Consider the following 22971-nt stretch of genomic DNA (forward strand, 5'->3'; position numbering starts at 1 on the left):
TGACACAGAATAATCGCAAAATGGCTGACGCAGACTCTATCTGTGGGGCAGTTTGAAGTTCAGCCTCTCCACATTCACCACCTGCTGATCCACCCGGTCGATATCCACCGAACTCTGCCCTTTTTCATTCACCGCATGGATATTCGCCAGTGAGAGCAGCGTCTCATCTTTCGCCATAAACTTGCCGCGCACGTCTTTGCGCAGGTCAAAATTCATCTTCAGCGCGGGACCGACTGTCGCCTGCTGCATCACGTTGATGTTGCGTAAAAACAGGTGCTGCGGTTTGTTGTGCAACTCAAGCGTCGCGCGCTGCATCTCCACGTTGGTGATGGCGACAAACGAGGTCGCGTTGCCCGATGAAATCTGTATGCCGCGCAATTTGTACGCCAGCTGTCGATTATCCAGGCGGATATTGTTGAGCCTGAAGTTCTGCGGAATCGACAGGTAATCGCCCTTAACCACCCCGTAACCGATCAACATCCCGGCGCTGTTGACCATATCAACATTGTCGATGACAAAGTTATCGCAGCCGTAAATCGCCACCGTGGCGTTATCAATTCCGGCTTTTTTACTGAAATCCGGGGTGATGTTTTTGGCTTTCACATTACGAATAATAAAGTGCTTACCGTTTTCCACATGCACCAGTTGCCGACAGTTACTGCCCGTAATGTTCGCCACCACAAAGTTCTTCACGGTCTGCTTTTCCGGGTAGTCGTTATCGTAGGTACTTCCGGCGAGGCCAATACCGATGCCCCAGTTAATCTTGCCGTTGGTACAGTTGATATTGTCGATCACATGGTCAGAGATCAGGATATTGCGGTCGTTAATGGCGACGTTCCATTCGATCGCATCGCCTTGCAAATGGCTGAAACGGCTGTTCGTGATCCGCGCGCCGTCGACCTGATTATGGAATCCCTGACGCAGAATGGCGTAGTTGGCCTGCGACACGCTGATGTTATCGATCAGCAAATTCCGCATCACCCGCGGTTTTTTACCGCCGATGTAAATCTGCGTCACCGGGCCAAAGCCACTCATCGCCAGCCCCTGAATCACGCAGTCAGAGCCACGCACATCCAGGGTGATGTTTTCCGTGCGGCCCTTCCCTTCGCCGATCACTTTGCTGCCCTCCTGTAACACAAAGCGCCCGCGCCCGTTGCCGGTGAGCGCCCCGCGAATCAGCAGGGTCTTGCCATCTGGGATAAATATCCCGGTGTTGATGTTCTCGCAGGTGAGTCCCGCCGGAACCACCACCGTATCGCCGTCGACAAAGGCCTGCTTAAAAGCAGCGATCCAGTCCTTGCGATTGTACTGACTGATATCGACCGTGCCGCTGCCCGCCGCGCGTGCGAGACGTGACGTGAGCAACGGCGTCGCGGCCAGCAGCGAGCAGGCGGTCACAAAGTTGCGTCGGGTTATTTTTTTCAGCATACCACCTCGGCTTATAGCGTTTGTAACAGGCTCGCTAACTGACGATTTATTACCTGCTGATTAAATTCAGTTTCGACTTTTTGCCGCGCGTTATGCAGCACGGGTGCCAGCTCCAGCTGGTCGATATCGCTGAACGCGGCCAGCCTGTCGGCAAGCGCGACCGCGTTATTTTCCGGCACCAGCCAGCCGGAATGGCCAGGCTCGATCAGCTCCGGGATGCCGCTGTGCACGGTGGAGACCACCGGAATACCCACCGCCATCGCCTCCATCAGGGCCACAGGAATTCCCTCCATATCGCCATCCGCACCGGTCACGGACGGCAGCAGGAACACATCGGCGTCGTCGAGCATGGCTTTGACTTCATGACTCGGCTTAAAGCCCGGCATCTCTACAAAACCTTCCAGCTGGTATTGCTCGATCAACGTGCGCAGGCGGCGCTCCCACGGGCCAATTCCGAGAATACGGTAGTGAAAATCCACCCCACGCGCCCTGAGCTGACGGCAGGCTTCAATCGCCACGTGCAGCCCTTTTTTCTCGGTGAGACGCGCCACAGAGATAATTTGCAGCGGTTTACCCGGCACTTTGACCGGGCGCTGGGTAAAGCGCTCCATGTTCACGCCCATCCGCGACACGGTGATTTTATCGGACGGACAGCCCATGGTTTTCAGCCGTCCGGCCCAGAGTTCGCTGATCGGCAGCATCATGTCGCCGCGACGAAACAGCTGCTGATATTCACCGGTGTAATGGTTCAACACCTCATGGCTGGAGATGTCGATCCCGTGGAAGATGGTCGCGATTTTGCCGTCAATCACTCCCAACTCGCGCAGTTTTGCCGCTGTCACGCCCGCCGGGCCAAAGTGGGCGATAAACACATCAGCGCGAAATGGCCGGGCCGTTTGCCCGCGAATCGAGGAGAGGATCAGGTTGCGCGCTTCAGCGCCGTAGCGGGAAACATTGAGCGCCCGCCAGGTTGATGTGCGATGCAGCCCGCGCAGCGTCTGGCCTGCACGGTAGCGCAGCTTCGCCAGGCGGCCCTGTGGCTCATCCTGCAGCCAGCGGGTTTTCGCCGCAAGATCATACTGCGTCCAGGCCGCATGGGTATTCTGCGTATCGCCCTTTTGCAGGGCGACAATCTCCACGTCATATCCCATATCGATAAACGCGGTGATTTGGTTCAGCACAAAGGTCTCCGACGAGAGCGGGAATTTCAGCAAGAAGAAACCAACCTTCATTTGCCCTCCCCGATGCGATCGAGGACGGATTTGACCATGCTAATCCCGTTTTCCCGCTCGGCTTTCACCGCGTGCGCCAGACGTTCATTAATTGCCGGAAGCTGACCGAGCGTATCGCCCACCATCGCGCCCAGGGAACCGTCCAGCAGATGTCGAATATCCACCGCCATCTCCGGCATGCCCAGCTGCTGCATAATGCCCGCCGATTTGTGTTCATAGTTGATGGCGATAGCCGGTGTGCCAAAGTTCATGGAGATGATCGCAGAGTGCAGGCGCGTGCCCACCGTCAGGTCGCAGGCGGAAAGCAGCTTGCCCATCTCCAGATCGTTAAGCTCATCCATCACCACGTGGTAGCGCGACGGATCGTTCACGAGGTTGCGCAGGTTCAGCGCCACCATCCGGTCATCTTTGTTGTAGCTGTCGATGCCCGTACAGGTGGAAAGCGCCAGCACCTGATAGCCGCTGTCGAGCACGCGGTTCACCACGTCGGCGAACGCCTGCTCGTAAGCCGCCTGAGTGGTGCCCAGACGCTTATCGAACGGCGCCAGTTCACGCAGGGTAATAGCCACGGTTTTCTGTTTCGCCGCCACGTTCAGCCAGTGCTGAACCGCATAGCTGGCCTCAAAGTTATCGTTCTGATGATCCACCAGCCAGGCCGTATCCACCCCGTGCTCAACTTTCGAGGTATCAATTTCACTGCGCTTCATCAGATCCAGACTCACGGATTCACGCAGGATCAGCGCATCGCAGTGGCCAAACACATAGTTCGCCAGCTGGTTAAACTGCTGGTCCTGGAATGGCCCGACGCTGTGGCCAATCATAAACAGCGGCTTTTTCGCCATAAAGGTGCAGAGCGCATGCTCGAACTGCGGCACGCCGTAGAGATCTACAAAGAACGACCCGCCAACCTGAATAATGGCGTCATAGCCCGACAGCAGGCGCACAAAATCGGTAAAACCCTGGGCGATAGCAATGTTGCGCAGCTTGCCGGTGTCGGTGACACGCGACAGCAACACCTGATGCTGATAACGGCGACGCAGCACTTTTTTCACGCGGCCCACAACGCCTGCGGCGGTGTTGTGCTGTTTCATCTGGCTGTAGAGCGGATCGCCCATCACCGGGCGGTTGAGTAACCACGACGAGCTCACCGGATAGCGGCTCATCACATCCACTTCTGTCTCAGGCTCGAGTGTGTTAATGGCATCCAGCAGGCCGCGCAGAATGGCGCTGTCGCCACGGTTGCCGCAGGTATGGTTGCCCAGAATCAGTAATTTCATAATGACCTCTTAAAAAAAATCAGCCTGCACGAAGCAATGTTTTCATTTTTTCGCTGCGACAAAACTGGCGCTTCATCTCAACCACCAGCGCATTACGGGACAGCACAATCATCACCACAAACGCCAGCGCACCTGCGGCGATCTGTACCGCCAGCAACGCGCCCAGCGGCAGATGTCCGTTGAGTACAAATCCTAATCCGTAGCTCACAGCCAGCGTCGGCAGCGACAGATAAAACGGCAGCCACAGGCTCAGGATGTACTGGCGATAGCTGGAGCCAAGCACCGGTTTAATCATCACGAAGTAGCTCAGCACGGTGTTGATTATCTGCACCAGCAGGAAGCCAAGCGTTACGCCAATCGCGCCCGCCATGTGCCCACCGACGATAATCGCCGGAATAAACAGGAACGTTTTAAAGACGTTGAATTTGAAGCTGATATCGACGCGCGCTTTGGCCATCAGCAGTGAACCAATCGGGTTACCGACGGAACGCAGCAGGCCCACCACGCACAACAGCTGCAGGATCGGGATAATCCCGCTCCACTTCTCGCCAAACACCAGCGGAACAAAATTATTGGAGACCACCATCAGCCCGAGCAGCGCCGGGAAGTTAATAATCCCCACCACCGACAGCAGCTTGTAGAAGTTCACGCGCAGCTTGTCCGTGTCGTCCTGAATTTTGGCGAACGCCGGAAACAGCACGCGGGTAATGATCGGGTTGAGTTTCATCGGCGGAACAACCGCCACGTTGTACGCCAGGTTATAGCCACCCGCGACGCTGGCACCGAGAATACGCGCCAGCACCAGCGTGGAGAGATTGGTATTCACATAGTTGATAATGCTGTCGGCAGTCAGCCACGCGCCGAAACGCAGATTGGAGGAGACAGACGCCAGCGAAAAGTGAAAACCGGGGCGGTATATCTTTCGGCCAAAAAAGCCGAACAGCAGCGTACGCACCGCCGTGTTGACCAGATACCCGAGGATCGCCGTCATCGCCAGCGGCCAGAAATGGGCGCTGACCACGGTGAAGGTAAAACCTGCCAGTACCGAGGTAGTCTCGATCATGCCGATCTTGTTGAACTCCAGCTCTTTTTGCATCAGCGCGCGGAACTGCTGACCGTGCGGGATCACCACAAAGGCAAACGACAGGGTGCGGATAAGCGGCGCGAGATCCGGGTTGTTCAGCACATCGCCGATAACGTCACTCAGCAGAAACACCACCACAAACACCGCAATCCCCAGCCCGACGTTCAGCCAGTAAAGCGTCGTGAGTTCAAGATGACTGATCTCTTTGCGCTGAATAATCGAGTTGGCAATGCCGAAGTCCGACAGGGTATCCGCCAGCGCGATAATCACCAGCGAGACCGTCAGCAGGCCGAACTGGTGATTATCAATAATCCGCGCCAGCACCGTCATCTGCACCAGCCCGAGGCCGATGATGATGATGGTGGCCATCGCCGACCACTTGGCCCCGCTGATGGTTTTTTCACGTAAACTCATGACCACTCCTTTAAGCCTGTTCCATCAGGCACTTAATACGCGGCTTTATTGACAAAGCCCTTAAAGATGGTCAGAAACACGATTTTGATATCGAACCAGACGCTCCACTCGCGGATGTATTCCAGATCGAATTCAATGCGTTTTTCCATTTTTTCCAGCGTGTCGGTTTCGCCGCGCCAGCCGTTGATTTGCGCCCAGCCGGTAATGCCTGGCTTCACTTTGTGACGCAGCATGTAGCCCTCGATCAGCGCACGGTACTGCTCGTTATGCGCCACCGCATGCGGACGTGGCCCGACAATCGACATTCCGCCGGTCAGCACGTTGATAAACTGCGGCAGTTCGTCGAGGGACGTGCGGCGCAGGAAGTTGCCCACGCGGGTGACGCGCGGATCGTTCTGCGTGGCCTGAGTCACGACCCTGTCGTTTTCCATCACCTTCATCGAGCGGAATTTCCATACCATGATCGGCTTGCCGTCCATCCCGTAGCGGGTCTGGCGGAAGATCACCGGGCCTGGCGAGGTGATTTTGACCGCCAGCGCAATGCCGCACAGCACCGGGGAGATCAGCAGCAAAATCAAAGAGGAGAGCACGATATCTTCTGCGCGCTTGAGCAGACGGTTGATCCCGGAAAGCGGCGTGTCATACAGCGGTACCACCGGCACGCCGTTCACTTCTTCAATACGCGAGTGCAGAATGTTGAAGGTAAACACGTCAGGGATCAGGATCACCGAGCAGGTAGTATCGGCCAGCTCACGCATCAGGTGTTTGATACAGGACTCTTCGCTCATTTTCAGGGCGAGATAGACGTTGTGAATTTTGCCCGCGCGCGCATCTTCGATCAGTTGGTCGTAGTTACCCGCCCAGTCCGACGTCACGCCGCCCGGTTTAGCATCGTGATACACCCCCACCACGTCGAAGCCCAGCCACGGCTCTTTGCGAAAACTGTCCAGCAGCGCCTGACCCACGGGTAAATCCCCGGCCACCGCCACGTAACGCTTGTTATAGCCGCGGTTACGCAGCCAGCCTGCGATAAAGCGGATCAGGGAACGGCAGACCACCATCCCGACGCTGGTTAACGCGTACCAGCAAAGATAGGTTTTCAGGCTGTTATCAAAGTCGCTGCTGAATGCCACCAGCCCGGCGCTGAAAATCAGGCTTAAGGTCCAGTTTTGCAGAAGTAACATCAGCTCGGTGGTGATTTTGACGCCACGGTAAGAGCGATAAAAATCGGTCATCCCGCCGATCATCTGAAAGACCACCAGCGCCAGCAGCGCCATCAACAGATGCATGTATAAAAACGACAGGTCGCTTAGCTGACACACCACCCACAGCCCACCGAACATGATGGTGATATCAGAAAAACGCTGCACCATAGAGATTAACGATGCATTCGTTTTGGCTCGCTCGCGCTTTTTTAGATTTGTCATCGTTGTTCCTGTTATCGGGTTCCCTCTCCCATCGGGAGAGGGCAATGATCACTGTTTCAACAGCGCCAGAATGTCCTGCGTTCGTGCCTCCATCAGCGGAACGTCGGCACGCGACTCCACGTTCAGGCGTACCACCGGCTCGGTGTTCGACGAGCGCAAATTAAAGCGCCACTGCGGGAACGACATGCTGATCCCATCCGTACGGTCGATTTCGAGGGCGTGCAGGGCAAAATGCTGCTCGACGCGGGAGATAGACTCGGCAGGCTGTTCCAGCTTGCTGTTGATTTCGCCGCTCGCCGGGAACGCCGCCATGCGGTCGCGCACCAGTTCGCCCAGGGTCTGCCCCTTCAGGCACAGCAGCTCGGTCACCAGCAGCCACGGGATCATCCCGCTGTCGCAGTAGGCAAAATCACGGAAGTAGTGATGGGCGCTCATCTCGCCGCCGTAAATGGCGTCTTCTTCGCGCATGCGCTCTTTAATGAACGCGTGACCGGTCTTCGACATCACCGGCGTGCCGCCCGCAGCGCTGACCACATCGACGGTGTTCCAGGAGAGACGCGGGTCATGAATGATTTTCGCCCCCGGGTTTTTCTCAAGGAAGGCTTCAGCCAGCAGGCCGACAATGTAATAGCCCTCGATAAACTGGCCTTTTTCATCGAACAGGAAGCAGCGGTCGAAATCGCCGTCAAAGGCAATCCCCATATCCGCGCCGTGCTCGATTACCGCGTTGCGGGTATCGTCGCGGCACTCTGGCAGCAGCGGGTTCGGGATCCCGTTCGGGAAGTTGCCATCCGGGATGTTGTGGACTTTCACAAAGGTGACCGGCACGTTCAGCGCCTTAAAACGGGCTTCAAGGGCGTCCACCACCGGACCCGCCGCGCCGTTGCCGGAGTTAATCACCAGCTTCAGCGGCTTGAGGTTTGCCACGTTGATATATCCCAGCAGATGGTCGATATACGCGTTGCGCAGATCAATCTGCTGATAGCTGCCGCGCGCGGCCTCGTTCACCGGCGGGAAGTCGTTGGCTTCCGCCAGACGCTGCACGTCGCGAAGCCCAGTGTCGCCGCTGATCGGGCGCGCGCCTTCGCGCACCAGCTTCATGCCGTTGTAATCCATCGGATTATGGCTGGCCGTGACTTCGATGCCGCCGTCCACGCCCAGGTGGAAAGTGGCGAAATAGATCTCTTCGGTGCCGGACAGGCCGATATCAAGCACATCCACACCGGCGTCCTGCAGCCCTTTCGCCAGCGCCAGTTTCAGCGCTTCACTGGTGAGACGCACATCGCCGCCGAGCACAATGGTTTTCGGTTTCAGGTATTCGCCGTACGCGCGGCCAATGCGCCACGCGATATCTTCATTCAGCTCTTCACCCAATTTGCCGCGAATATCGTAGGCTTTGAAACAGGTTAACTTATTCATGTTTTTACCCTTCTTCAGGCAACAGTCAGCCCTGACCAGAAAGTGGCCAAAAATTATCGTTGTCGTTATTAGCCGGATGGCGCCATGCCACCGGGCATTGTTAACCGGTGCTAAACCCGCCCGTACCGATCCTGGAACCGGACAATATCGTCCTCTTCCAGATAGGAGCCGGATCGCACTTCGATCAGATCGAGAGGAATTTTTCCTGGGTTTTCCAGACAGTGCGTCGCGCCCAGCGGAATATAGATAGATTCGTTTTCGCCAAGCAGTTTGATCTCACCATCAATGGTGACTTTCGCCGTCCCCGCGACCACCACCCAGTGTTCCGCGCGATGATGATGCATCTGCACAGAAAGCCCCTCGCCCGGTTTCACGGTAATGCGCTTCACCTGATAGCGATCGCCCGCGTCGATGGAGTCATATTTGCCCCACGGACGGTACACTTCGCGGTGAATGTGATGCTCATGACGGCCATCGGCTTTAATCTGCTCAACAACTTTTTTGACGTCCTGGACGGAGTTACGGTCGGCAATCAGCACCGCGTCTTTAGTCTGTACCACCACCAGATCTTTGACGCCGACCGTGGTGACCAGGCCAGATTCCGCATAGACATAGCTGTTTTCGGTTTTATGGCTGATGACATCGCCATGATGGACGTTGCCTTCCGCCGTATGGGCGCTGATTTCCCAGAGAGAGGACCATGAGCCGACGTCGCTCCAGCCCGCATCCATCGGCACCACCACCGCGTCCGCCGTGCGTTCCATTACCGCGTAATCCACGGACTCTTCCGGACAGGCGAGGAACGCCGCTTCATCCACGCGGATAAAGTCGAGATCCGGGTCTACCACCGCCATCGCTTTTTCGCAGGCGCGGAGAATATCCGGGCGATATTTTTCCAGCTCTTCCAGATAGCGCCCGGCGCGGAACAGGAACATTCCGCTGTTCCAGTAGTATTCGCCGCTGCCGACATAGGCCTGAGCAGTTTCCAGATTCGGTTTTTCGACAAACTGCGCCACGTTAAAGGCCACGCTGTCGCCTTCTCCGGTCGTTACGTCGCCGCGACGGATATAGCCGTAGCCGGTTTCCGGGAGATCCGGCACGATGCCGAAGGTCACCAGTTTGCCGCTTTCGGCGTAAGGAATCGCGGCGCGCACCGCGTTACGGAAGGCGTCTTCCTGCTGAATCACATGGTCAGCCGCCAGCACCAGCATCAGCGGATCGCAATCGGGGCTGCTGCGTCGCGCGGCCAGTGCCGCCAGAGCGATCGCCGGGGCGGTATTACGGCCTGCCGGTTCCAGAATGATGTTCTCCGTCAGCTTATTCAGCTGACGCAGCTGTTCGGCGACAATAAAGCGGTGCTGCTCGTTGCAAATCACCACCGGACTTTCGCACTCCACGCCGTTCAGACGAGAAACCGTCGTTTGCAGCATGGTGAGTTCCCCTTTCAGGCAGAGGAACTGCTTGGGATAGAGCACGCGGGACAGCGGCCACAACCGACTACCGGAGCCACCCGCCATCACGACCGGGTACAATTTATTCTGACTCATTATTCATCCCCGTATATCTGCAATAAATTGGCTAAGCACGTTCTCTTTTTCGAGCGTGCGTTCGGCATAATCACGTGCCACCGTGTTCTCTTTTGGCATGGCGAGAGCCTGTTCAATTCCGGCGACCAGCGCCGTTACCGACTCCGGCTCAACGCAAACGGCGATCCCCGGATAGCTGTCGCACAGCTGGCCTAACTCGGTCTCCGGCTCGGCGGTGATGACCGCATTGCCGCCGACGGCCAAAATGTTGGTCAGCTTGGAGGGCAGAACCGCATCTGCGGCGCCGCGCTTTTGCACGACCAGGTGGCAATCGCCCATCTTCAGCAGGGCTGGCAGCGCCTCATAAGACTGAAGCGGGAAAAACTTCACGTTGTTCAGGCCGCGTTCGCTGACCATTTTCTCAAGCCGGGCTTTGCCACCGCCCTGCCCGACAATCACAAACATCCACGGGTGATTGCGAAGCTGCTGCGCGGCGTCGATAACGCTCTCCAGCCCCTGTTTTTCCCCGATGTTGCCTGAGTAAAGAATGATTTTTTGATCAGAAGGCAGACCGAGCTGGGCACGTAACGCCAGCGCATCGCTCTCCGTTACGTCGCGAAAACGCGCCACTTCGGACCAGTTTGGGAAAAAGATCACTTTCTGCGCCGGGACGCCCTTCTCCTGCGCTTTGTTCATCATCGAGCGCGAGATGGTTGAGACGTAATCGACGTTATGCAGGCCGCTGCGCTCAAAGGCGCTGGCCAGTTTCGCGACTTTCCCGCCCTTGCCTTTCCCGGCCATACCGAGGCCGAGCATCGCGTCGACTTCATAATCCTGAATGTGCAGCAGAGTGCGTGCGCCAGAGAGTTTGCCCAGCAGGCGCATGCCTGGCGTGCAAAACAGCGTCGGCACCACGCCAATAATGCGATCCGGCTTCCAGCGACGCTGGGCCATCAGCGGGAAGAAACTGCTCAGAGCAAAGCTTCCCAAATGCAGCAGGCGTTTTAGCGTCGAGGGCTGTTTTGGCACATACAGCGGGCAGCGCCAGACGGTCGCGTCCCCCTGCTCGCGGCGATAGCGCCAGCTGGAGTAGCGCTCGCCAACTTTCCATTCCGGGTAGTAAGGCGGGGCCGTAATGACCCGCACCTCGTGACCTTGACGGGTCATCCATTCGACCATCTCACCGGTGTACTTACCGATACCGGTTAGCTCCGGCGAGTAGTTGATGCCGTAGACCAAAATCTTCATAGTCCCGGCACCTCAGCCTGACGTTCCGCCAGGAAGTAGGCGCGACTGTTGTCGTGAACGTTGTCACTGGCCAGCAGCGCGGCCTGTTCCAGCCAGCGGTAATCGTCGTGCTGAGAATCAGGCAGACGCAGGTCTGCCTCACTCACCTTCAGGCGAAAACCGAGCACCACGTAATGGGTGCTAAAACCGGTGCCGGAAAAGTTATCGTCATAGAAGTGCTGCCAAACCCCGTAAAACTGGCCTGCCGCCATCGGCAGACGCAGCCCCAGCTCCGCCAGGGTGAGACGTTCAAACGCAGTGTCTAACGTCTCATCCTTTTGCACGCGTCCTCCCGGAACAAACCAGAGCCCTTGCGCCGGGCGATTGGTGCGTTTACCGAGCAGAAACTCACCGCGTTCGTTCTCCACGATCAAATCAATGGAGATCAGCGGAGTGGAGCGGACTACCGTGGCAAAATCTTCCTGACTTAAAAACATGATTACCCCCGGAAGCGATGCTGGTTTTCCAGGAACCACTGGTACGTACTGGCCAGTCCCTGTTCGAGCGACACTTCGTGATACCAGCCGAGCTGATGCAGACGCGTCACGTCCAGCAATTTACGCGGTGTGCCGTCGGGCTTAGTGGCATCGAACACCACGCGGCCTTTGTAACCCACCACCTGGGCGATGGTCTGCGCCAGTTCGCGAATGGTGCAATCCACGCCGGTGCCAACGTTGATGTGCGACAGCATCGGCTGGGTGTTTTCAGCCCACACCTCGCGATCCAGCTCCATCACGTGAATGCTGGCGGCAGCCATGTCATCCACATGCAGGAATTCGCGCATCGGCGTCCCGCTGCCCCACACCACCACATCAGGCGTGTTGGCGGCGGTCGCTTCGTGGAAGCGGCGCAGCAGCGCCGGGATCACGTGCGAGTTACTCGGGTGGAAGTTATCGTGCGGGCCGTACAGATTGGTTGGCATCACCGAGCGATAGTCGCGGTCATACTGGCGGTTATAGGACTCGCACAGTTTGATCCCGGCAATCTTGGCGATGGCATACGGCTCGTTCGTCGCTTCCAGCGTGCCCTGCAGCAGCTCGCTCTCAGCGATCGGCTGTTTGGCCAGCTTCGGGTAGATACAGGATGAGCCGAGGAACAGCAGCTTATTCACATTGTGCAGATGCGCCGCGTGAATGATGTTGCTCTCAATCATCATGTTTTCGTAGATGAAATCCGCCGGGTAGCTGTTGTTGGCGACAATGCCGCCCACTTTCGCCGCCGCCAGATACACCTGGTCAATGCGTTCGTTAGCAAAGAACTGCTGCACCGCCTGGCTGTCAAGCAGGTTCAGCTCGTCGCGGGTGCGAAGAATCAGCTCTGCATCGCCACGCTGTTCCAGCTGGCGAACGATGGCCGATCCCACCATTCCACGATGACCGGCGACAAAAATACGTTGTTTGGTCATGACTCAGGACTCCAGCGCGATGGCAACCTCGTAGCCATGGGACTTCAGCAGGGAGTGTTTTTTCGCTGCTTCGAGATCGTGGGCAACCATTTCAGAGACCATCTCCTGCAGAGTGATTTCCGGTTTCCAGCCCAGTTTTTCGTGCGCTTTGGTTGGGTCGCCGAGCAGGGTTTCCACTTCCGCAGGACGGAAGTAACGCGGGTCAACCTGAACAATCACGTCGCCCGGTTTCACGCCCGGTGCATCGTGACCAGTTACAGAAACCACCACACCACGCTCTTCAACGCCAGTGCCTTCAAAGCGCAGTTTGATACCGAGCTGTGCGGCTGCCATTTCAACGAACTGACGCACGGAGTACTGCACGCCGGTGGCAATCACGAAATCTTCCGGTTTGTCCTGCTGCAGCATCATCCACTGCATTTTCACGTAGTCTTTCGCATGGCCCCAGTCACGCAGGGAGTCCATGTTGCCGAGGTGCAGGCAGGATTCCAGGCCCTGCGCGATGTTAGCGATCGCACGGGTAATTTTACGGGTCACGAAGGTTTCGCCACGGCGTGGGGATTCGTGGTTGAACAGAATGCCGTTACAGGCGTACATGCCGTAGGATTCGCGGTAGTTCACGGTGATCCAGTAAGCGTAGAGTTTGGCGACAGCGTAAGGAGAGCGCGGGTAGAACGGCGTGGTCTCTTTCTGTGGGATTTCCTGCACCAGGCCGTACAGCTCAGAGGTGGATGCCTGGTAGAAACGGGTTTTCTTTTCCAGACCCAGGAAGCGGATAGCTTCCAGCAGGCGCAGCGTGCCCATGCCATCGACATCTGCGGTGTATTCCGGGGATTCGAAGGAGACAGCCACGTGGCTCATTGCGCCCAGGTTGTAGACTTCATCCGGCTGCACTTCCTGCAGGATACGGGTAAGGTTGGAGCTGTCGGTCAGGTCGCCGTAGTGCAGATGGAATTTCGGGTTTGCAGCATGCGGATCCTGATAGATGTGGTCCACACGTTCGGTGTTGAACGAAGAAGCGCGGCGTTTAATGCCGTGAACTTCATACCCTTTCTCCAGCAGAAACTCCGCCAGATAAGAACCATCCTGCCCGGTAACGCCGGTGATGAGAGCGACTTTAGACATGTTTATATTCCTCTACTTATCGAATTTAATCAGTTTCAACGCGTTCGCGTATCACCACTGCGGGGTTGCCACGGCAAATCTTATTTGCCGGTAGCGATTTAAAAACGCTGCTGCGGGCGCCAATAACGGTGCCATCGCCAACAGAAACACCAGGTGCAACAAAAACATCTGTCGCCAGCCAGCATTTTTCGCCAATCACAATAGGCGTGGCGTTAATATCGAAATGCTGACTCATAAAATCGTGACTGCCGGTGCACAAATAACACTTTTGTGACACCACAGAGTGAGCGCCAATCGTAATATCGCCCAGGGTATATAACACCGCGTCATCACCCACCCAGGCGTAATCCCCGAGGGTTAATTTCCATGGATAGGTAATTTTCACGGACGGGCGAATAACCACATTTTTTCCAATTTTTGCGCCAAATAAACGCAGCAAAAAGGCTCGCCAGCGATACAGCACCTGCGGTGACCAGGCAAATAATGTTGCCTGTACCGCCCACCACAGCTGCACTTTTATTCCATTTCCACCGCGAAAACCTTTCGGGACGGTAAAACCACTGAGATCCTGCATCACCTTTCCTTATATTCAGGCTTTGTTATATAAGGCTTTCGTTTTGCCCGTCGTTTTCAGACGTAATAAATAGGATAATTCCGCCCAGAAGCCCGGTACGCGCAATATGTTGCGCTGGACTTTTTTAGCATCCTGGCATAATTCCAGATTATTCGAGGTTGACACACCACCCATCGAGAATTCCGATACCAGCCCTTTAATTCGACGGAACGGATAACCGGATTTATACAGACTGGCGGCCAGTGCATAATCAGATGACACTTTATACTGCAAATCGTACGGGTGTTTTTTCAGGCCCGCCGTCGGGAAGAAAATCGCCTGATGGCTGGCAGGCAAACTGTGGTAGATATACCAGCCGCTTTTGGCGCTACGACGAATTTTTGTGCCATCGCCGAAATCGAGCAGCGCATCACCGATAAACATCGCTTCTTCTTTCTGACGCGACAGTTGACGGGCAAACAGCGCCACATCGTCGTGGAAAACATCACCGGAATTAAGGAAGATCGCATAGCGCCCTTGCGCCATGTCGATGCCTTTATTCATCGCATCGTAAATGCCTTTATCTTTCTCGCTGATGTAACGTAAGTTGAACTCACCGTTGAGTTTTTCCAGAAACTCCGCTGTGCCATCGTCAGAGCCGCCGTCGACCACAATCCATTCAAACGTGAGGCTGGGATCGCGGGCCAGATTGCGCAGCGAGCGCCAGGTTTTGACGACCCCTTCGTGATTGCGAAAAGCGACTGTAATGACGCTAAGAAACATAAACCACCTCGTTTCGTCATACGTTCGTAATATTAAGCGCTTTGCGCAGAATAAACGGACAGACAATTAAGAATGCATATTCCGGGCTAAATATTGACCCGGTAAAAAACAGCGACACCGGCGTAAAAAGATAAAGCTGCACACGGAAATTCTGATTATCACCAAACGCGTTAATCATCATTTTGAACACTTTAAACAGGTACCATGCTGTTAACAGTACGGCGAACCAAGAAAAGTAAATAATTAACAGATACAGCCCATTGTCTATGGTTTTACCGACATCCGCACCGTTAAAGATTCCGAATGATGCAACATATTCGTAAAGTGAGCCAAATCTGACTACGCCATCAATATGGGTTAATGAATACCCCACCATCACCAGTGGCCCAATGATACGATAATATGATGACGAACCTTCCGTACCTAAATCACCGAGACGCGTGGCGATGTAGGGGAATGCAAAAACAATACCCACTAAAAATACGGCTAATGAAATGATAGCCAGGGGTAGTTTTTTCTTAATCGCGTCTTTATTCAGGTACTGAAAGGCCCACTCCAGCAGGTAAAACAAGATAAATGTCATTACCCCGGAGAAAGAGCCTGACAGAACAATCCCTGCAAGAATCATAGCATCGGTCTTAGGGGTTTTGATACCAAACTGTTTGATGCTGAGCCAAATTGAGATTAGTGCCAGAGCAAAAAACGCCGGTTCAAAATAAAGCGCAGTGGTGCGTTTACCGCCAAATTTAATGAAGTTCAGAACATAGCTATTACTGTAAATCAGATATTTCGAAATCATCTCCATCAGGCTACTGCCGCCGGTCAAAATAATTTGCGCCATTTCCATCGCGGCAAGCATAACAATGAACGCAACGGCAATATAAAAGAACCTAAGGATTTTCCGATAATTGTGCGGCGAAATAGTTTTAAACCGAATACTCCACACCATGCCAATAATAATGACGATATAGACAAATAACATGGTAGAGGTGACGTACTTGCTGGCATCCAGCGACTGACCAAAGATGTAGTTAAATGCCGTTAAGCCAAACCCCAGCCCCAGGGCAATCATCAGTTTCTTCACGCTAATTTTGTCGACATAGAGCAGCAACAAAAGCGGTAAGAAAGTCACGATGGTGATCGGGAAGCTTTCGCCCAGCTGGGCAATTTTGACGTTAACCAGCAGATAGATCAGCGGCAACAGCAGGTAGCTACAGATTCTGATAGAACGAGACATACTCCTCCAGCATCTGTTCACCGCTGTAAGCCTTGCGGCTGCGGTTGCGGAACGATTCCAGGCTGGTGTTAAAAACAGCCTGCGCGATCTCGGCTTTTGGTCGTTGTACCAGCGGCAGCACTTCGTGCTCGCTGAAGGTTTTCCCGCCTGATTTCTCCAGCACTTCGCGTGCGGCGTCGCTGTGGGTGGCGATCACCGGCACGCCGATGGAGAGTGCTTCGCACAAAATCAGCGGGTAGTTGTCCACGCGAGAGCTAAACACCAGCGCGTCCATGCCGTTCAGGGCGCTCATCAGCTTGCGTTTATCCGTTTCAAAGCCGTGATTAATCACGTTCGGCCCTTCAAACGGCGAGAATTTGCCGAAGGTGTGCAGCTCAATTTTGTCGCCGAGCGCCATCATGTCGCGCACCAGCTGTTGATTGGTTTTGCCGTCGTAGCGCAGATCGTGCGCAACCACCGCAATTTTCGGCTTACCCGGCGTTACTGCCACCGGCGTGAGTTCCGCCAGAATGTCTTCGGTCGCCACATCAATGCCGTTATTGATAATTTTGCAGCGCCCGACGCCATACAGGCTGTTAAAGGCATCCGCTACGTGCTGGCTCGGGGAGATAAAGTGGCAGCCAAGGGCCATCATGTCGCGGAACAGCTGACGTTTTCCCGCCACCAGCTGGTGCGCGCGATCCACTTTCACCGGCGGATAGTTGCTGAGCGTCGGGCATTTCTGGCAGTGCGTTTTCCAGCCTTCGCAGCCATCGGTGAACGCGCAGCGTCCGGTGACGCTCCAGTGATCGTGCAGGGTCCAGACAAACGTGGTGTCCGGCTTGTGCGCCTGCACGTTCTCACAAAAGGCAACCACCTCTTCGAGTTTCAGCCAGTAGCTGTGCATAACGTGGAAATGCAGAACCACCGGGCCGGGAGTACGTGTCACGGTGCGGTAGAGGTTATTCAGATTGCCGAACAGATCGCGGTTGAACAGACGAAACAGCGCGATGTTGGCCACCGATGTCAGACGCGGGGTCTGCTTCAGGACGTGCGGATAATTATCGTGGCTGACGCTTTTTTTACCGCCCTTGCCGTAGCCATACACAAAGCGGGATTTGAACCCTTTTTGCAGCGCACGCTGATGCAGATCCAGCGCCACACCGGCCGCCCCGCCTTCGGCAAGACGGACGTTAAATTGCAGAATATTCATTTCAACACCTTCACGCGGGCTTTTTCACCCACCACCAGCGCGTTATCCGGGATGCTGTCCAGCACCACGCTCCCCGCGCCAATAGTGACGTTGTTGCCAACGGTAATCTCACCAATCATCACCACATTGGCCCCCAGCTCGACGTTGTTGCCAATCACCGGGCAGGCCAGGCTGTCCGGGCCACGGTTACCAATAGTGACACCGTGGCGAACGGTGAAATCATCACCCGCAACCACGAATTTATTGATAACGATCGCGTAGCCGTGGTGGATGGTAAAACGTCGTCCGATGGTGGCCGCCGCCTGGATTTCATAGCCAAACAGGCATTCAGTGATGATGCGGTACAGCACCAGAACCGGCGCTGCCCACAGGTTATTGAGCACATTCTTCTTGCGCCAGACGGAGCAGAAATGGGCGATGCGGTACGCCAGAACCATGCAGCACGGGCGCAGGCTCCAGCTGTTTGCGCGGCAATCTTCCAGAATCATTATTTCCCCCGCAGCCCGTCGGCCAGACGCTTGGTGTTTCGCACGGAAAAGAGCGTCAACAGCGTGCGCCAGTTCATGCGCTTATTGCGGATCTGATAGAGGGTAAACAGCTGATATTTACGGCTGGCACGGTCGAACTTGTCCTTGTGCTTGCGATAAAAGTGGAAGTAGCCGGAGAATTTTTTCGGCGATGAGGTGATCTGCATTTCACCGTGATTGATGTGCAGAATTTGCGTGGCGTCATCCACTTTCCAGGGTTCGCCATACTCCACCACCATGCGCAGGAAAATGTCGTAGTCCTGCGCCGCTTTCAGTTCCGTATCGAACAGGCACTCTTTGAAGCGCCATGCCCAGGTAAAGACCTGGTTGCCGATGATATTGCGTTTGTAAAACAGACGGCGCGAGTAAGGTGATTTCGGGTACAGCGGCAGGCTGGCAGGCTGGGAGTAAACTTCGCCCTGGCAGACATAGTCGTTGGCATACAGAAACGCGTGGGTGACCAGCTGATGTTTACGCGCCAGGAAGGTCGACAGACGGTTGGGCGTCCACTCGTCGTCGTCATCGATTCCGGTCAGGAACTCCCCTTTCGCCTGCAAAATCGCCTGGTTGCGCACCGCGCACGCCCCGGAGTTGATGGCGTTGTGGGTATACATCACACGCGGATCGTTCAGCTCGGTGACGAATTTTTGCAGCTGCTCGAAGGATGACGAGCAATCATCCACGATGATCAATTCCCAGTGGTTGTAGTCCTGACGTAAAACCGATTTAATCGCGCGGATCGCCAGCTGCTGACGATTCCAGGTTGGCATATAGATGGAGATCAAAGGGCGTGGTGTTGTCATTTTATTCCCCGGATGGCTTGTTGCCCTCACCCCTGCCCTCTCCCGATGGAAGAGGGAATTAAGGTTAGGGTGAGGGAAAACGATTATTTACTGTCAGACTTATATTCGTACTCGTAATACCCGTAATCCTGGTACCCGGTTGCGCGGCGGAAGATGGAGTTCAGAATCACCCCTTTCACTTCGATGCCGTTCTGCTCGAAGCGACTCAGGCTGGTTTCCACCTCTTTCAGGGTGTTCACCGCATAGCGCGCCACCATCAGGGTGGTCCCGGCGTGGCGGCCCACAATCGCGGCGTCGGTGACGGCCAGAATTGGCGGCGTATCAATCAGCACCAGGTCGTAGTGTTCACTCGCCCATTTCACCAGTTGCGCGAAACGTTCGCTCATCAGCAGTTCGGACGGATTCGGTGGCACCTGGCCGCGCGGCACAAGGTCAAAATTGGTAATGGAGGTCGGCTTGGCGCACTGACTGATCTCCCCTTTGCCGAGCAGAATTTCCGACAGACCGTTGACGTTGTTGGTGCCGAGCAATTCGTGGGTGTAGCCCTTGCGCATATCGCAGTCGATCAGCAGCACGCGTTTGTTGGTCTGACTGATTACCGCCGCGAGGTTGGCACACACGAAGGTTTTACCAATCGACGGGCTGACCCCGGTGAGCATCAGGACGTTATTTTTGGCCTGCATCATGGCGAAGTGCAGGCTGGTACGCAGGCTGCGCACCGCTTCAATCGCCAGATCCGTTGGGTTACCCACGGCCAGCAGCTGGCTCTGTTTGTAACGTTTGACCCCTTTGACCGTTTTGACGCTATCGCGGGATTTCTGCCATTCCGACAGCGGAATGCTGGCATAGACGCTGATACCGTTCTCTTCGAGGACCTGCGGGCTTTCGATACCGCGGTTAAACAGGGAGCGCAGCAGCACACCAACGATGGAGAGCATCAGGCCGAGAATAATGCTGCCGAAAATGATCAGCGCTTTCTTCGGTTTCAGCACGCCAGGCTGTGTGATAGCGGAGTCAACGATGCGCACGTCACCGACGGTACTGGCTTCGGTGATTTTCAGCTCCTGCTGTTTATTCAGCAGCTGCATGTACACCTGCTGGCCCGACTCCACATCGCGCGTTAGTCGCACAATTTCCTGCTGGGTTTTCGGCATCGCGGTGACGCGGTTGTTGAGTTTCGATTTCTCATCTTCCAGCGCCTGGCGTTTTTCCAGCAGCGTGCGGTAAGCCGGGTGGCGTTTGGTGTAAAGCTTGGAGATTTCCGCTTCTTTGAAGGTCAGCTCGTTTAACTGGGCATCGATGTTAACCATCGAATCGAGCACCGATTTCGCTTCCAGCGGCAGATCGACGGAGTCTTTCTGCTGGCGATAGGCGTTAAGTTTATTCTCCGCGTCATCCAGACGGGTACGCACTTCCGGCAGCTGTTTCGCGAGGAAAGCGAGGCTCTTCGCCGCCTCTTCCGACTTGCGCTCCACGTTCTGCTCAAGGTAGTTACGAGTAATGCTGTTGAGGACGTTGCGGATCATCTCCTTATCTTCACCGGTGAAGCTCAGGCTCAACACTCCCGTGTCTTTGCCATTTTCGGTGACGGTCAGGTTGTTTTGCAGATTGTTGATCATGCCAAGCGTTGAAAATTTGCTGACGGTAAATTCACCGCCCTCAGCCGCCTGAATGGCGCTGACCATCATGGTGACACCGTTTTTAGACAGCAACTGCCCCACTTCGCCGCGTGCGCTAAAGCCCGCATCGCTGGTCAGTTCATACTGCTTAGGGCCGAGCACCGTCAGGGTGAACACCTGATCCGCCGAACCTTTTGGCAGGGTAAAGGTGGTGACTTTAACGGTATCGTTTTGACGCCCCATCAGTCGGTCCCAACCGGCACCAAACACCGGGAAGGTGTTTTTGCTAACGGCGATATCCAGGTCGAGATCGTCAACGGTTTTACCGAGGACCATGCGCGACTGAATCAACTGGATTTCCGCATCGGACGCCGGTGGCTTATTCGCCAGCGCTGAACCGATATCCTGCACCAGTGAGTTACCGGAGTTTTGCTCGATCTGCACCAGCGCATCGGCACTGTAGATAGGCGTAGCAAACAGGGTGTAGATCACGGCGGCGATGGCAAAAACCGCGGTAATGCCCAGCACCCACCAGCGCGCCTCGACCACCGTCCCGACCAGACGGCCAATATCAATTTCATCACTGCCCGAGATCGGGGCGGCAGAAGGTTTTGTTTTTTCTGTCATTGTTATCCCTGCTGAGCTTTCAGTGCCTGCGCCCACTGTTGGGCAGACTGGTCTAGTAAGGTATAAACCGCCTCAAATGCCTCACGGCTCTTGCGATACGGATCGGGAATTTCGCGCTCACTGTCCCAGTGACCAAACAGCATCACTTTGCCGCGCATCTCCGGTGCGATTTCGCACAGCGCACTAATGTGGCGCTTTTCCATCGCGAGGATCAGATCGTACTCCCGGCACATCCGGCCAGAGACCTGACGGGCCACATGCCCGTCGAGGGAGAGGTTATGCGACTTCGCCACGCTCGTTGCGCGCTCATCCGCCCCCTTCCCCACCAGCGCTCCCAGCCCTGCGGAGTCCACCACCAGATCGGGCTGATAATTTTTCAGCAACCGTTCAGCCGTGGGGGAACGGCAAATGTTCCCCACGCACACCACCAGAATTTTGTTAAACATCGCGGGTTACCAGGTATGAATGTCGCGCGCCGTGTCCGTCATGTAGCGAACGCCACTGATGGTTGGCAGCAACTGGTTGATCAGACGGTTCCAGCGTGTGACTGGCGCGGTAGTGACATAGACCACATCGTATGGCTGCAGACGGAATTCCGTCGCCATCACCAGGGACGTCGCATCGGACATATCCAACTGGTAGATGTTGGCAATCTTGCCTTTCGCACTGCCTTCGCCTTTCAGCGGACGGATCACGAAGATGCCGCTGGCGTTAGACGACGTCAGATCCAGGCCTTCCGCATTCCCCAGCGCTTCGGTCAGGGTCATGCCGCTGAAGTCCATTTTGAGGGTGCTCTGTTTTTTAACTTCGCCCATCACGAACACTTTCAGATCGTCGTTGCGCGGCACAAACAGAATGTCGCCCGGATAGAGCAGACGGTTTTGGCTCAAATCGCCGTTCTGCATCAGCGCCTGGAGTGAAATGCGCTCCTCTTTGCCGTTGTGCGTCAGCACCACGTTGCGCCAGTCGGCCGCGTCCGTTAACCCGCCCGCGGTGTTAATGGCGTCGAGAATGGTCAGCGGTACGTTGGTGATCGCCTGCTGGCCCGATTTATTGACCTGGCCGGAGACGTAGGCTTTCTGCGAACGGAATGCGGCGATATTAACGTCCACCTGCGGGTCAGCGATGTACTGCGCTAAACGGCCGGTAATATCACTACGAATTTCTGCGAGGGTTTTCCCCACGACGTGCACTTTACCGATGTAGGGATAGAACATGGTGCCATCAGGCTGCACCCAGTTACCGGTGTCGCTGGAGCTGCGGTATTGCCCTGCGGGAGTGGTCAGTTCCGGGTGATCCCAGACGGTGACGCTCACAACGTCGCCCGGCCCCACGCGGTATTGATAAGAGGCAATTTCCTGATCCAGAGACATATTCGGCTGCGCAACATTCGGACGCGGGCGTAATTGTTCGACGATACGCGGCGTTAATGGATAAACATTCACCATTTTGTCGAGATCAAAATCAGCATCCTGTTGCTTGATCACATCCTTGCCCATTGTTGACATATTGCTGCCGGGAAAGACCGTACAACCACTCATCAAGGTCACAGACACCAATAATGGCATCAATTTCATTTTGGATTTCATCATTGATTATTTATCACTTTGGCAGAGTAATTATCCTGTGCAATTTAAATAAGCGCGGGTTGTTTAGGCAATCAGAATGCAGTTAATAAAATAGAAATATAACTGGCATCAATCCTAAAAAACGCTTATTCATCCATTGGCTATTGACAGAATAATCGAGGCTGATTCACACGCTTTCAGGCACGCTACCGCCCTTGGCTTTCAGTTACCAATCCACTGACGAAACAATGTATTATGGATAGACACCCTCTAAAATTAGGTCTTGCAGGATAAATATATCCGGCATTTTCAATGCCTGAGCGGTAATGAATGTTCGCTCTTGAGACCGTTACATAAATAGCAGCAAGAAGATTTAACATTTGATGCCTGGAGAATTGTTGCAGCTAACCTAATAGCAGGCAAGGAGACAACCGTCCT

At 55.2% G+C, this 22971-nt stretch carries 20 protein-coding genes; all 20 read right to left on the reverse strand.

The window, feature by feature from the left end; all coding sequences use genetic code 11:
• Window positions 1–36: 36 nt before the first annotated feature.
• Complete coding sequence (gene wcaM, locus ACB496_RS13980) at window positions 37–1428, reverse strand: colanic acid biosynthesis protein WcaM (RefSeq protein ID WP_123427441.1); 1392 nt, start codon at window positions 1426–1428, stop codon at window positions 37–39.
• Window positions 1429–1439: 11 nt separating this feature from the next.
• The gene (gene wcaL, locus ACB496_RS13985; protein WP_371972878.1) at window positions 1440–2660 is read right to left on the reverse strand and encodes a colanic acid biosynthesis glycosyltransferase WcaL; all 1221 of its coding nucleotides are present in this window, start codon (window positions 2658–2660) and stop codon (window positions 1440–1442) included.
• Window positions 2657–3937: a colanic acid biosynthesis pyruvyl transferase WcaK gene (wcaK, locus tag ACB496_RS13990; protein ID WP_371972879.1), complete on the reverse strand. Its 1281-nt coding sequence runs from the start codon at window positions 3935–3937 to the stop codon at window positions 2657–2659. The genes wcaL and wcaK overlap by 4 nt, the downstream gene beginning before the upstream one ends.
• Window positions 3938–3956: 19 nt before the next feature.
• Window positions 3957–5435 (reverse strand): colanic acid undecaprenyl disphosphate flippase WzxC, encoded by a 1479-nt coding sequence (gene wzxC / locus ACB496_RS13995; protein WP_102104089.1) that lies wholly within the window; start codon window positions 5433–5435, stop codon window positions 3957–3959.
• Between the two features lie 32 nt (window positions 5436–5467).
• Window positions 5468–6862, reverse strand: coding sequence for an undecaprenyl-phosphate glucose phosphotransferase (gene wcaJ / locus ACB496_RS14000; protein WP_100779619.1), 1395 nt, complete (start codon window positions 6860–6862; stop codon window positions 5468–5470).
• A 48-nt stretch (window positions 6863–6910) separates the two neighbouring features.
• Complete coding sequence (gene cpsG, locus ACB496_RS14005; protein WP_371972880.1) at window positions 6911–8281, reverse strand: colanic acid biosynthesis phosphomannomutase CpsG; 1371 nt, start codon at window positions 8279–8281, stop codon at window positions 6911–6913.
• 110 nt (window positions 8282–8391) lie between these two features.
• Window positions 8392–9828: a mannose-1-phosphate guanyltransferase gene (gene cpsB, locus ACB496_RS14010; RefSeq protein WP_100779617.1), complete on the reverse strand. Its 1437-nt coding sequence runs from the start codon at window positions 9826–9828 to the stop codon at window positions 8392–8394.
• A 3-nt stretch (window positions 9829–9831) separates the two neighbouring features.
• Window positions 9832–11055: a colanic acid biosynthesis fucosyltransferase WcaI gene (gene wcaI / locus ACB496_RS14015; RefSeq protein WP_371972881.1), complete on the reverse strand. Its 1224-nt coding sequence runs from the start codon at window positions 11053–11055 to the stop codon at window positions 9832–9834.
• The gene (locus ACB496_RS14020) at window positions 11052–11531 is read right to left on the reverse strand and encodes a GDP-mannose mannosyl hydrolase (RefSeq protein ID WP_371972882.1); all 480 of its coding nucleotides are present in this window, start codon (window positions 11529–11531) and stop codon (window positions 11052–11054) included. Before ACB496_RS14020 ends, wcaI begins: the two co-directional genes overlap by 4 nt.
• Before the next feature lie 2 nt (window positions 11532–11533).
• Window positions 11534–12499, reverse strand: a complete 966-nt coding sequence (locus ACB496_RS14025; protein ID WP_100779614.1) for a GDP-L-fucose synthase family protein — start codon at window positions 12497–12499, stop codon at window positions 11534–11536.
• Between the two features lie 3 nt (window positions 12500–12502).
• A complete protein-coding gene (gene gmd, locus ACB496_RS14030; RefSeq protein ID WP_100779613.1) occupies window positions 12503–13624 on the reverse strand; it encodes a GDP-mannose 4,6-dehydratase in 1122 nt (373 codons plus the stop codon).
• A gap of 25 nt (window positions 13625–13649) precedes the next feature.
• Window positions 13650–14198, reverse strand: a complete 549-nt coding sequence (gene wcaF, locus ACB496_RS14035) for a colanic acid biosynthesis acetyltransferase WcaF (RefSeq protein ID WP_102104095.1) — start codon at window positions 14196–14198, stop codon at window positions 13650–13652.
• 15 nt (window positions 14199–14213) lie between these two features.
• Window positions 14214–14960 carry a colanic acid biosynthesis glycosyltransferase WcaE gene (gene wcaE, locus ACB496_RS14040; RefSeq protein WP_100779611.1) on the reverse strand — a complete coding sequence of 249 codons (747 nt, stop codon included), beginning with the start codon at window positions 14958–14960 and terminating at the stop codon, window positions 14214–14216.
• Window positions 14961–14976: 16 nt separating this feature from the next.
• The gene (wcaD, locus tag ACB496_RS14045; protein ID WP_100779610.1) at window positions 14977–16197 is read right to left on the reverse strand and encodes a colanic acid polymerase WcaD; all 1221 of its coding nucleotides are present in this window, start codon (window positions 16195–16197) and stop codon (window positions 14977–14979) included.
• A complete protein-coding gene (gene wcaC / locus ACB496_RS14050; RefSeq protein WP_107703265.1) occupies window positions 16172–17389 on the reverse strand; it encodes a colanic acid biosynthesis glycosyltransferase WcaC in 1218 nt (405 codons plus the stop codon). The genes wcaD and wcaC overlap by 26 nt, the downstream gene beginning before the upstream one ends.
• Window positions 17386–17874, reverse strand: a complete 489-nt coding sequence (wcaB, locus tag ACB496_RS14055) for a colanic acid biosynthesis acetyltransferase WcaB (protein WP_102104145.1) — start codon at window positions 17872–17874, stop codon at window positions 17386–17388. Before wcaB ends, wcaC begins: the two co-directional genes overlap by 4 nt.
• A gap of 2 nt (window positions 17875–17876) precedes the next feature.
• Window positions 17877–18719 carry a colanic acid biosynthesis glycosyltransferase WcaA gene (wcaA, locus tag ACB496_RS14060; protein WP_371972883.1) on the reverse strand — a complete coding sequence of 281 codons (843 nt, stop codon included), beginning with the start codon at window positions 18717–18719 and terminating at the stop codon, window positions 17877–17879.
• Between the two features lie 83 nt (window positions 18720–18802).
• Complete coding sequence (gene wzc, locus ACB496_RS14065; protein WP_107703264.1) at window positions 18803–20965, reverse strand: tyrosine-protein kinase Wzc; 2163 nt, start codon at window positions 20963–20965, stop codon at window positions 18803–18805.
• Between the two features lie 2 nt (window positions 20966–20967).
• Window positions 20968–21411 (reverse strand): low molecular weight protein-tyrosine-phosphatase Wzb, encoded by a 444-nt coding sequence (wzb, locus tag ACB496_RS14070; protein ID WP_100779606.1) that lies wholly within the window; start codon window positions 21409–21411, stop codon window positions 20968–20970.
• Window positions 21412–21417: 6 nt separating this feature from the next.
• Window positions 21418–22557, reverse strand: a complete 1140-nt coding sequence (locus ACB496_RS14075; RefSeq protein ID WP_100779605.1) for a polysaccharide export protein — start codon at window positions 22555–22557, stop codon at window positions 21418–21420.
• Window positions 22558–22971 lie beyond the last annotated feature (414 nt).

Source organism: Lelliottia nimipressuralis (assembly GCF_041464075.1).
Taxonomy (GTDB): domain Bacteria; phylum Pseudomonadota; class Gammaproteobacteria; order Enterobacterales; family Enterobacteriaceae; genus Enterobacter; species Enterobacter nimipressuralis.

Bases quoted from the DNA above. Each gene is read 5' to 3' on its own strand.
- wcaL (WP_371972878.1), bottom strand. From the start codon at position 2,660: ATGAAGGTTGGTTTCTTCTTGCTGAAATTCCCGCTCTCGTCGGAGACC.
- wcaE (WP_100779611.1), bottom strand. From the start codon at position 14,960: ATGTTTCTTAGCGTCATTACAGTCGCTTTTCGCAATCACGAAGGGGTC.
- wcaD (WP_100779610.1), bottom strand. From the start codon at position 16,197: ATGTCTCGTTCTATCAGAATCTGTAGCTACCTGCTGTTGCCGCTGATC.
- wcaJ (WP_100779619.1), bottom strand. From the start codon at position 6,862: ATGACAAATCTAAAAAAGCGCGAGCGAGCCAAAACGAATGCATCGTTA.
- wcaK (WP_371972879.1), bottom strand. From the start codon at position 3,937: ATGAAATTACTGATTCTGGGCAACCATACCTGCGGCAACCGTGGCGAC.
- ACB496_RS14020 (WP_371972882.1), bottom strand. From the start codon at position 11,531: ATGTTTTTAAGTCAGGAAGATTTTGCCACGGTAGTCCGCTCCACTCCG.
- gmd (WP_100779613.1), bottom strand. From the start codon at position 13,624: ATGTCTAAAGTCGCTCTCATCACCGGCGTTACCGGGCAGGATGGTTCT.
- wcaC (WP_107703265.1), bottom strand. From the start codon at position 17,389: ATGAATATTCTGCAATTTAACGTCCGTCTTGCCGAAGGCGGGGCGGCC.
- wcaA (WP_371972883.1), bottom strand. From the start codon at position 18,719: ATGACAACACCACGCCCTTTGATCTCCATCTATATGCCAACCTGGAAT.
- wzb (WP_100779606.1), bottom strand. From the start codon at position 21,411: ATGTTTAACAAAATTCTGGTGGTGTGCGTGGGGAACATTTGCCGTTCC.
- cpsB (WP_100779617.1), bottom strand. From the start codon at position 9,828: ATGAGTCAGAATAAATTGTACCCGGTCGTGATGGCGGGTGGCTCCGGT.
- wcaI (WP_371972881.1), bottom strand. From the start codon at position 11,055: ATGAAGATTTTGGTCTACGGCATCAACTACTCGCCGGAGCTAACCGGT.
- cpsG (WP_371972880.1), bottom strand. From the start codon at position 8,281: ATGAATAAGTTAACCTGTTTCAAAGCCTACGATATTCGCGGCAAATTG.
- ACB496_RS14075 (WP_100779605.1), bottom strand. From the start codon at position 22,557: ATGATGAAATCCAAAATGAAATTGATGCCATTATTGGTGTCTGTGACC.
- wzc (WP_107703264.1), bottom strand. From the start codon at position 20,965: ATGACAGAAAAAACAAAACCTTCTGCCGCCCCGATCTCGGGCAGTGAT.
- wzxC (WP_102104089.1), bottom strand. From the start codon at position 5,435: ATGAGTTTACGTGAAAAAACCATCAGCGGGGCCAAGTGGTCGGCGATG.
- ACB496_RS14025 (WP_100779614.1), bottom strand. From the start codon at position 12,499: ATGACCAAACAACGTATTTTTGTCGCCGGTCATCGTGGAATGGTGGGA.
- wcaM (WP_123427441.1), bottom strand. From the start codon at position 1,428: ATGCTGAAAAAAATAACCCGACGCAACTTTGTGACCGCCTGCTCGCTG.
- wcaF (WP_102104095.1), bottom strand. From the start codon at position 14,198: ATGCAGGATCTCAGTGGTTTTACCGTCCCGAAAGGTTTTCGCGGTGGA.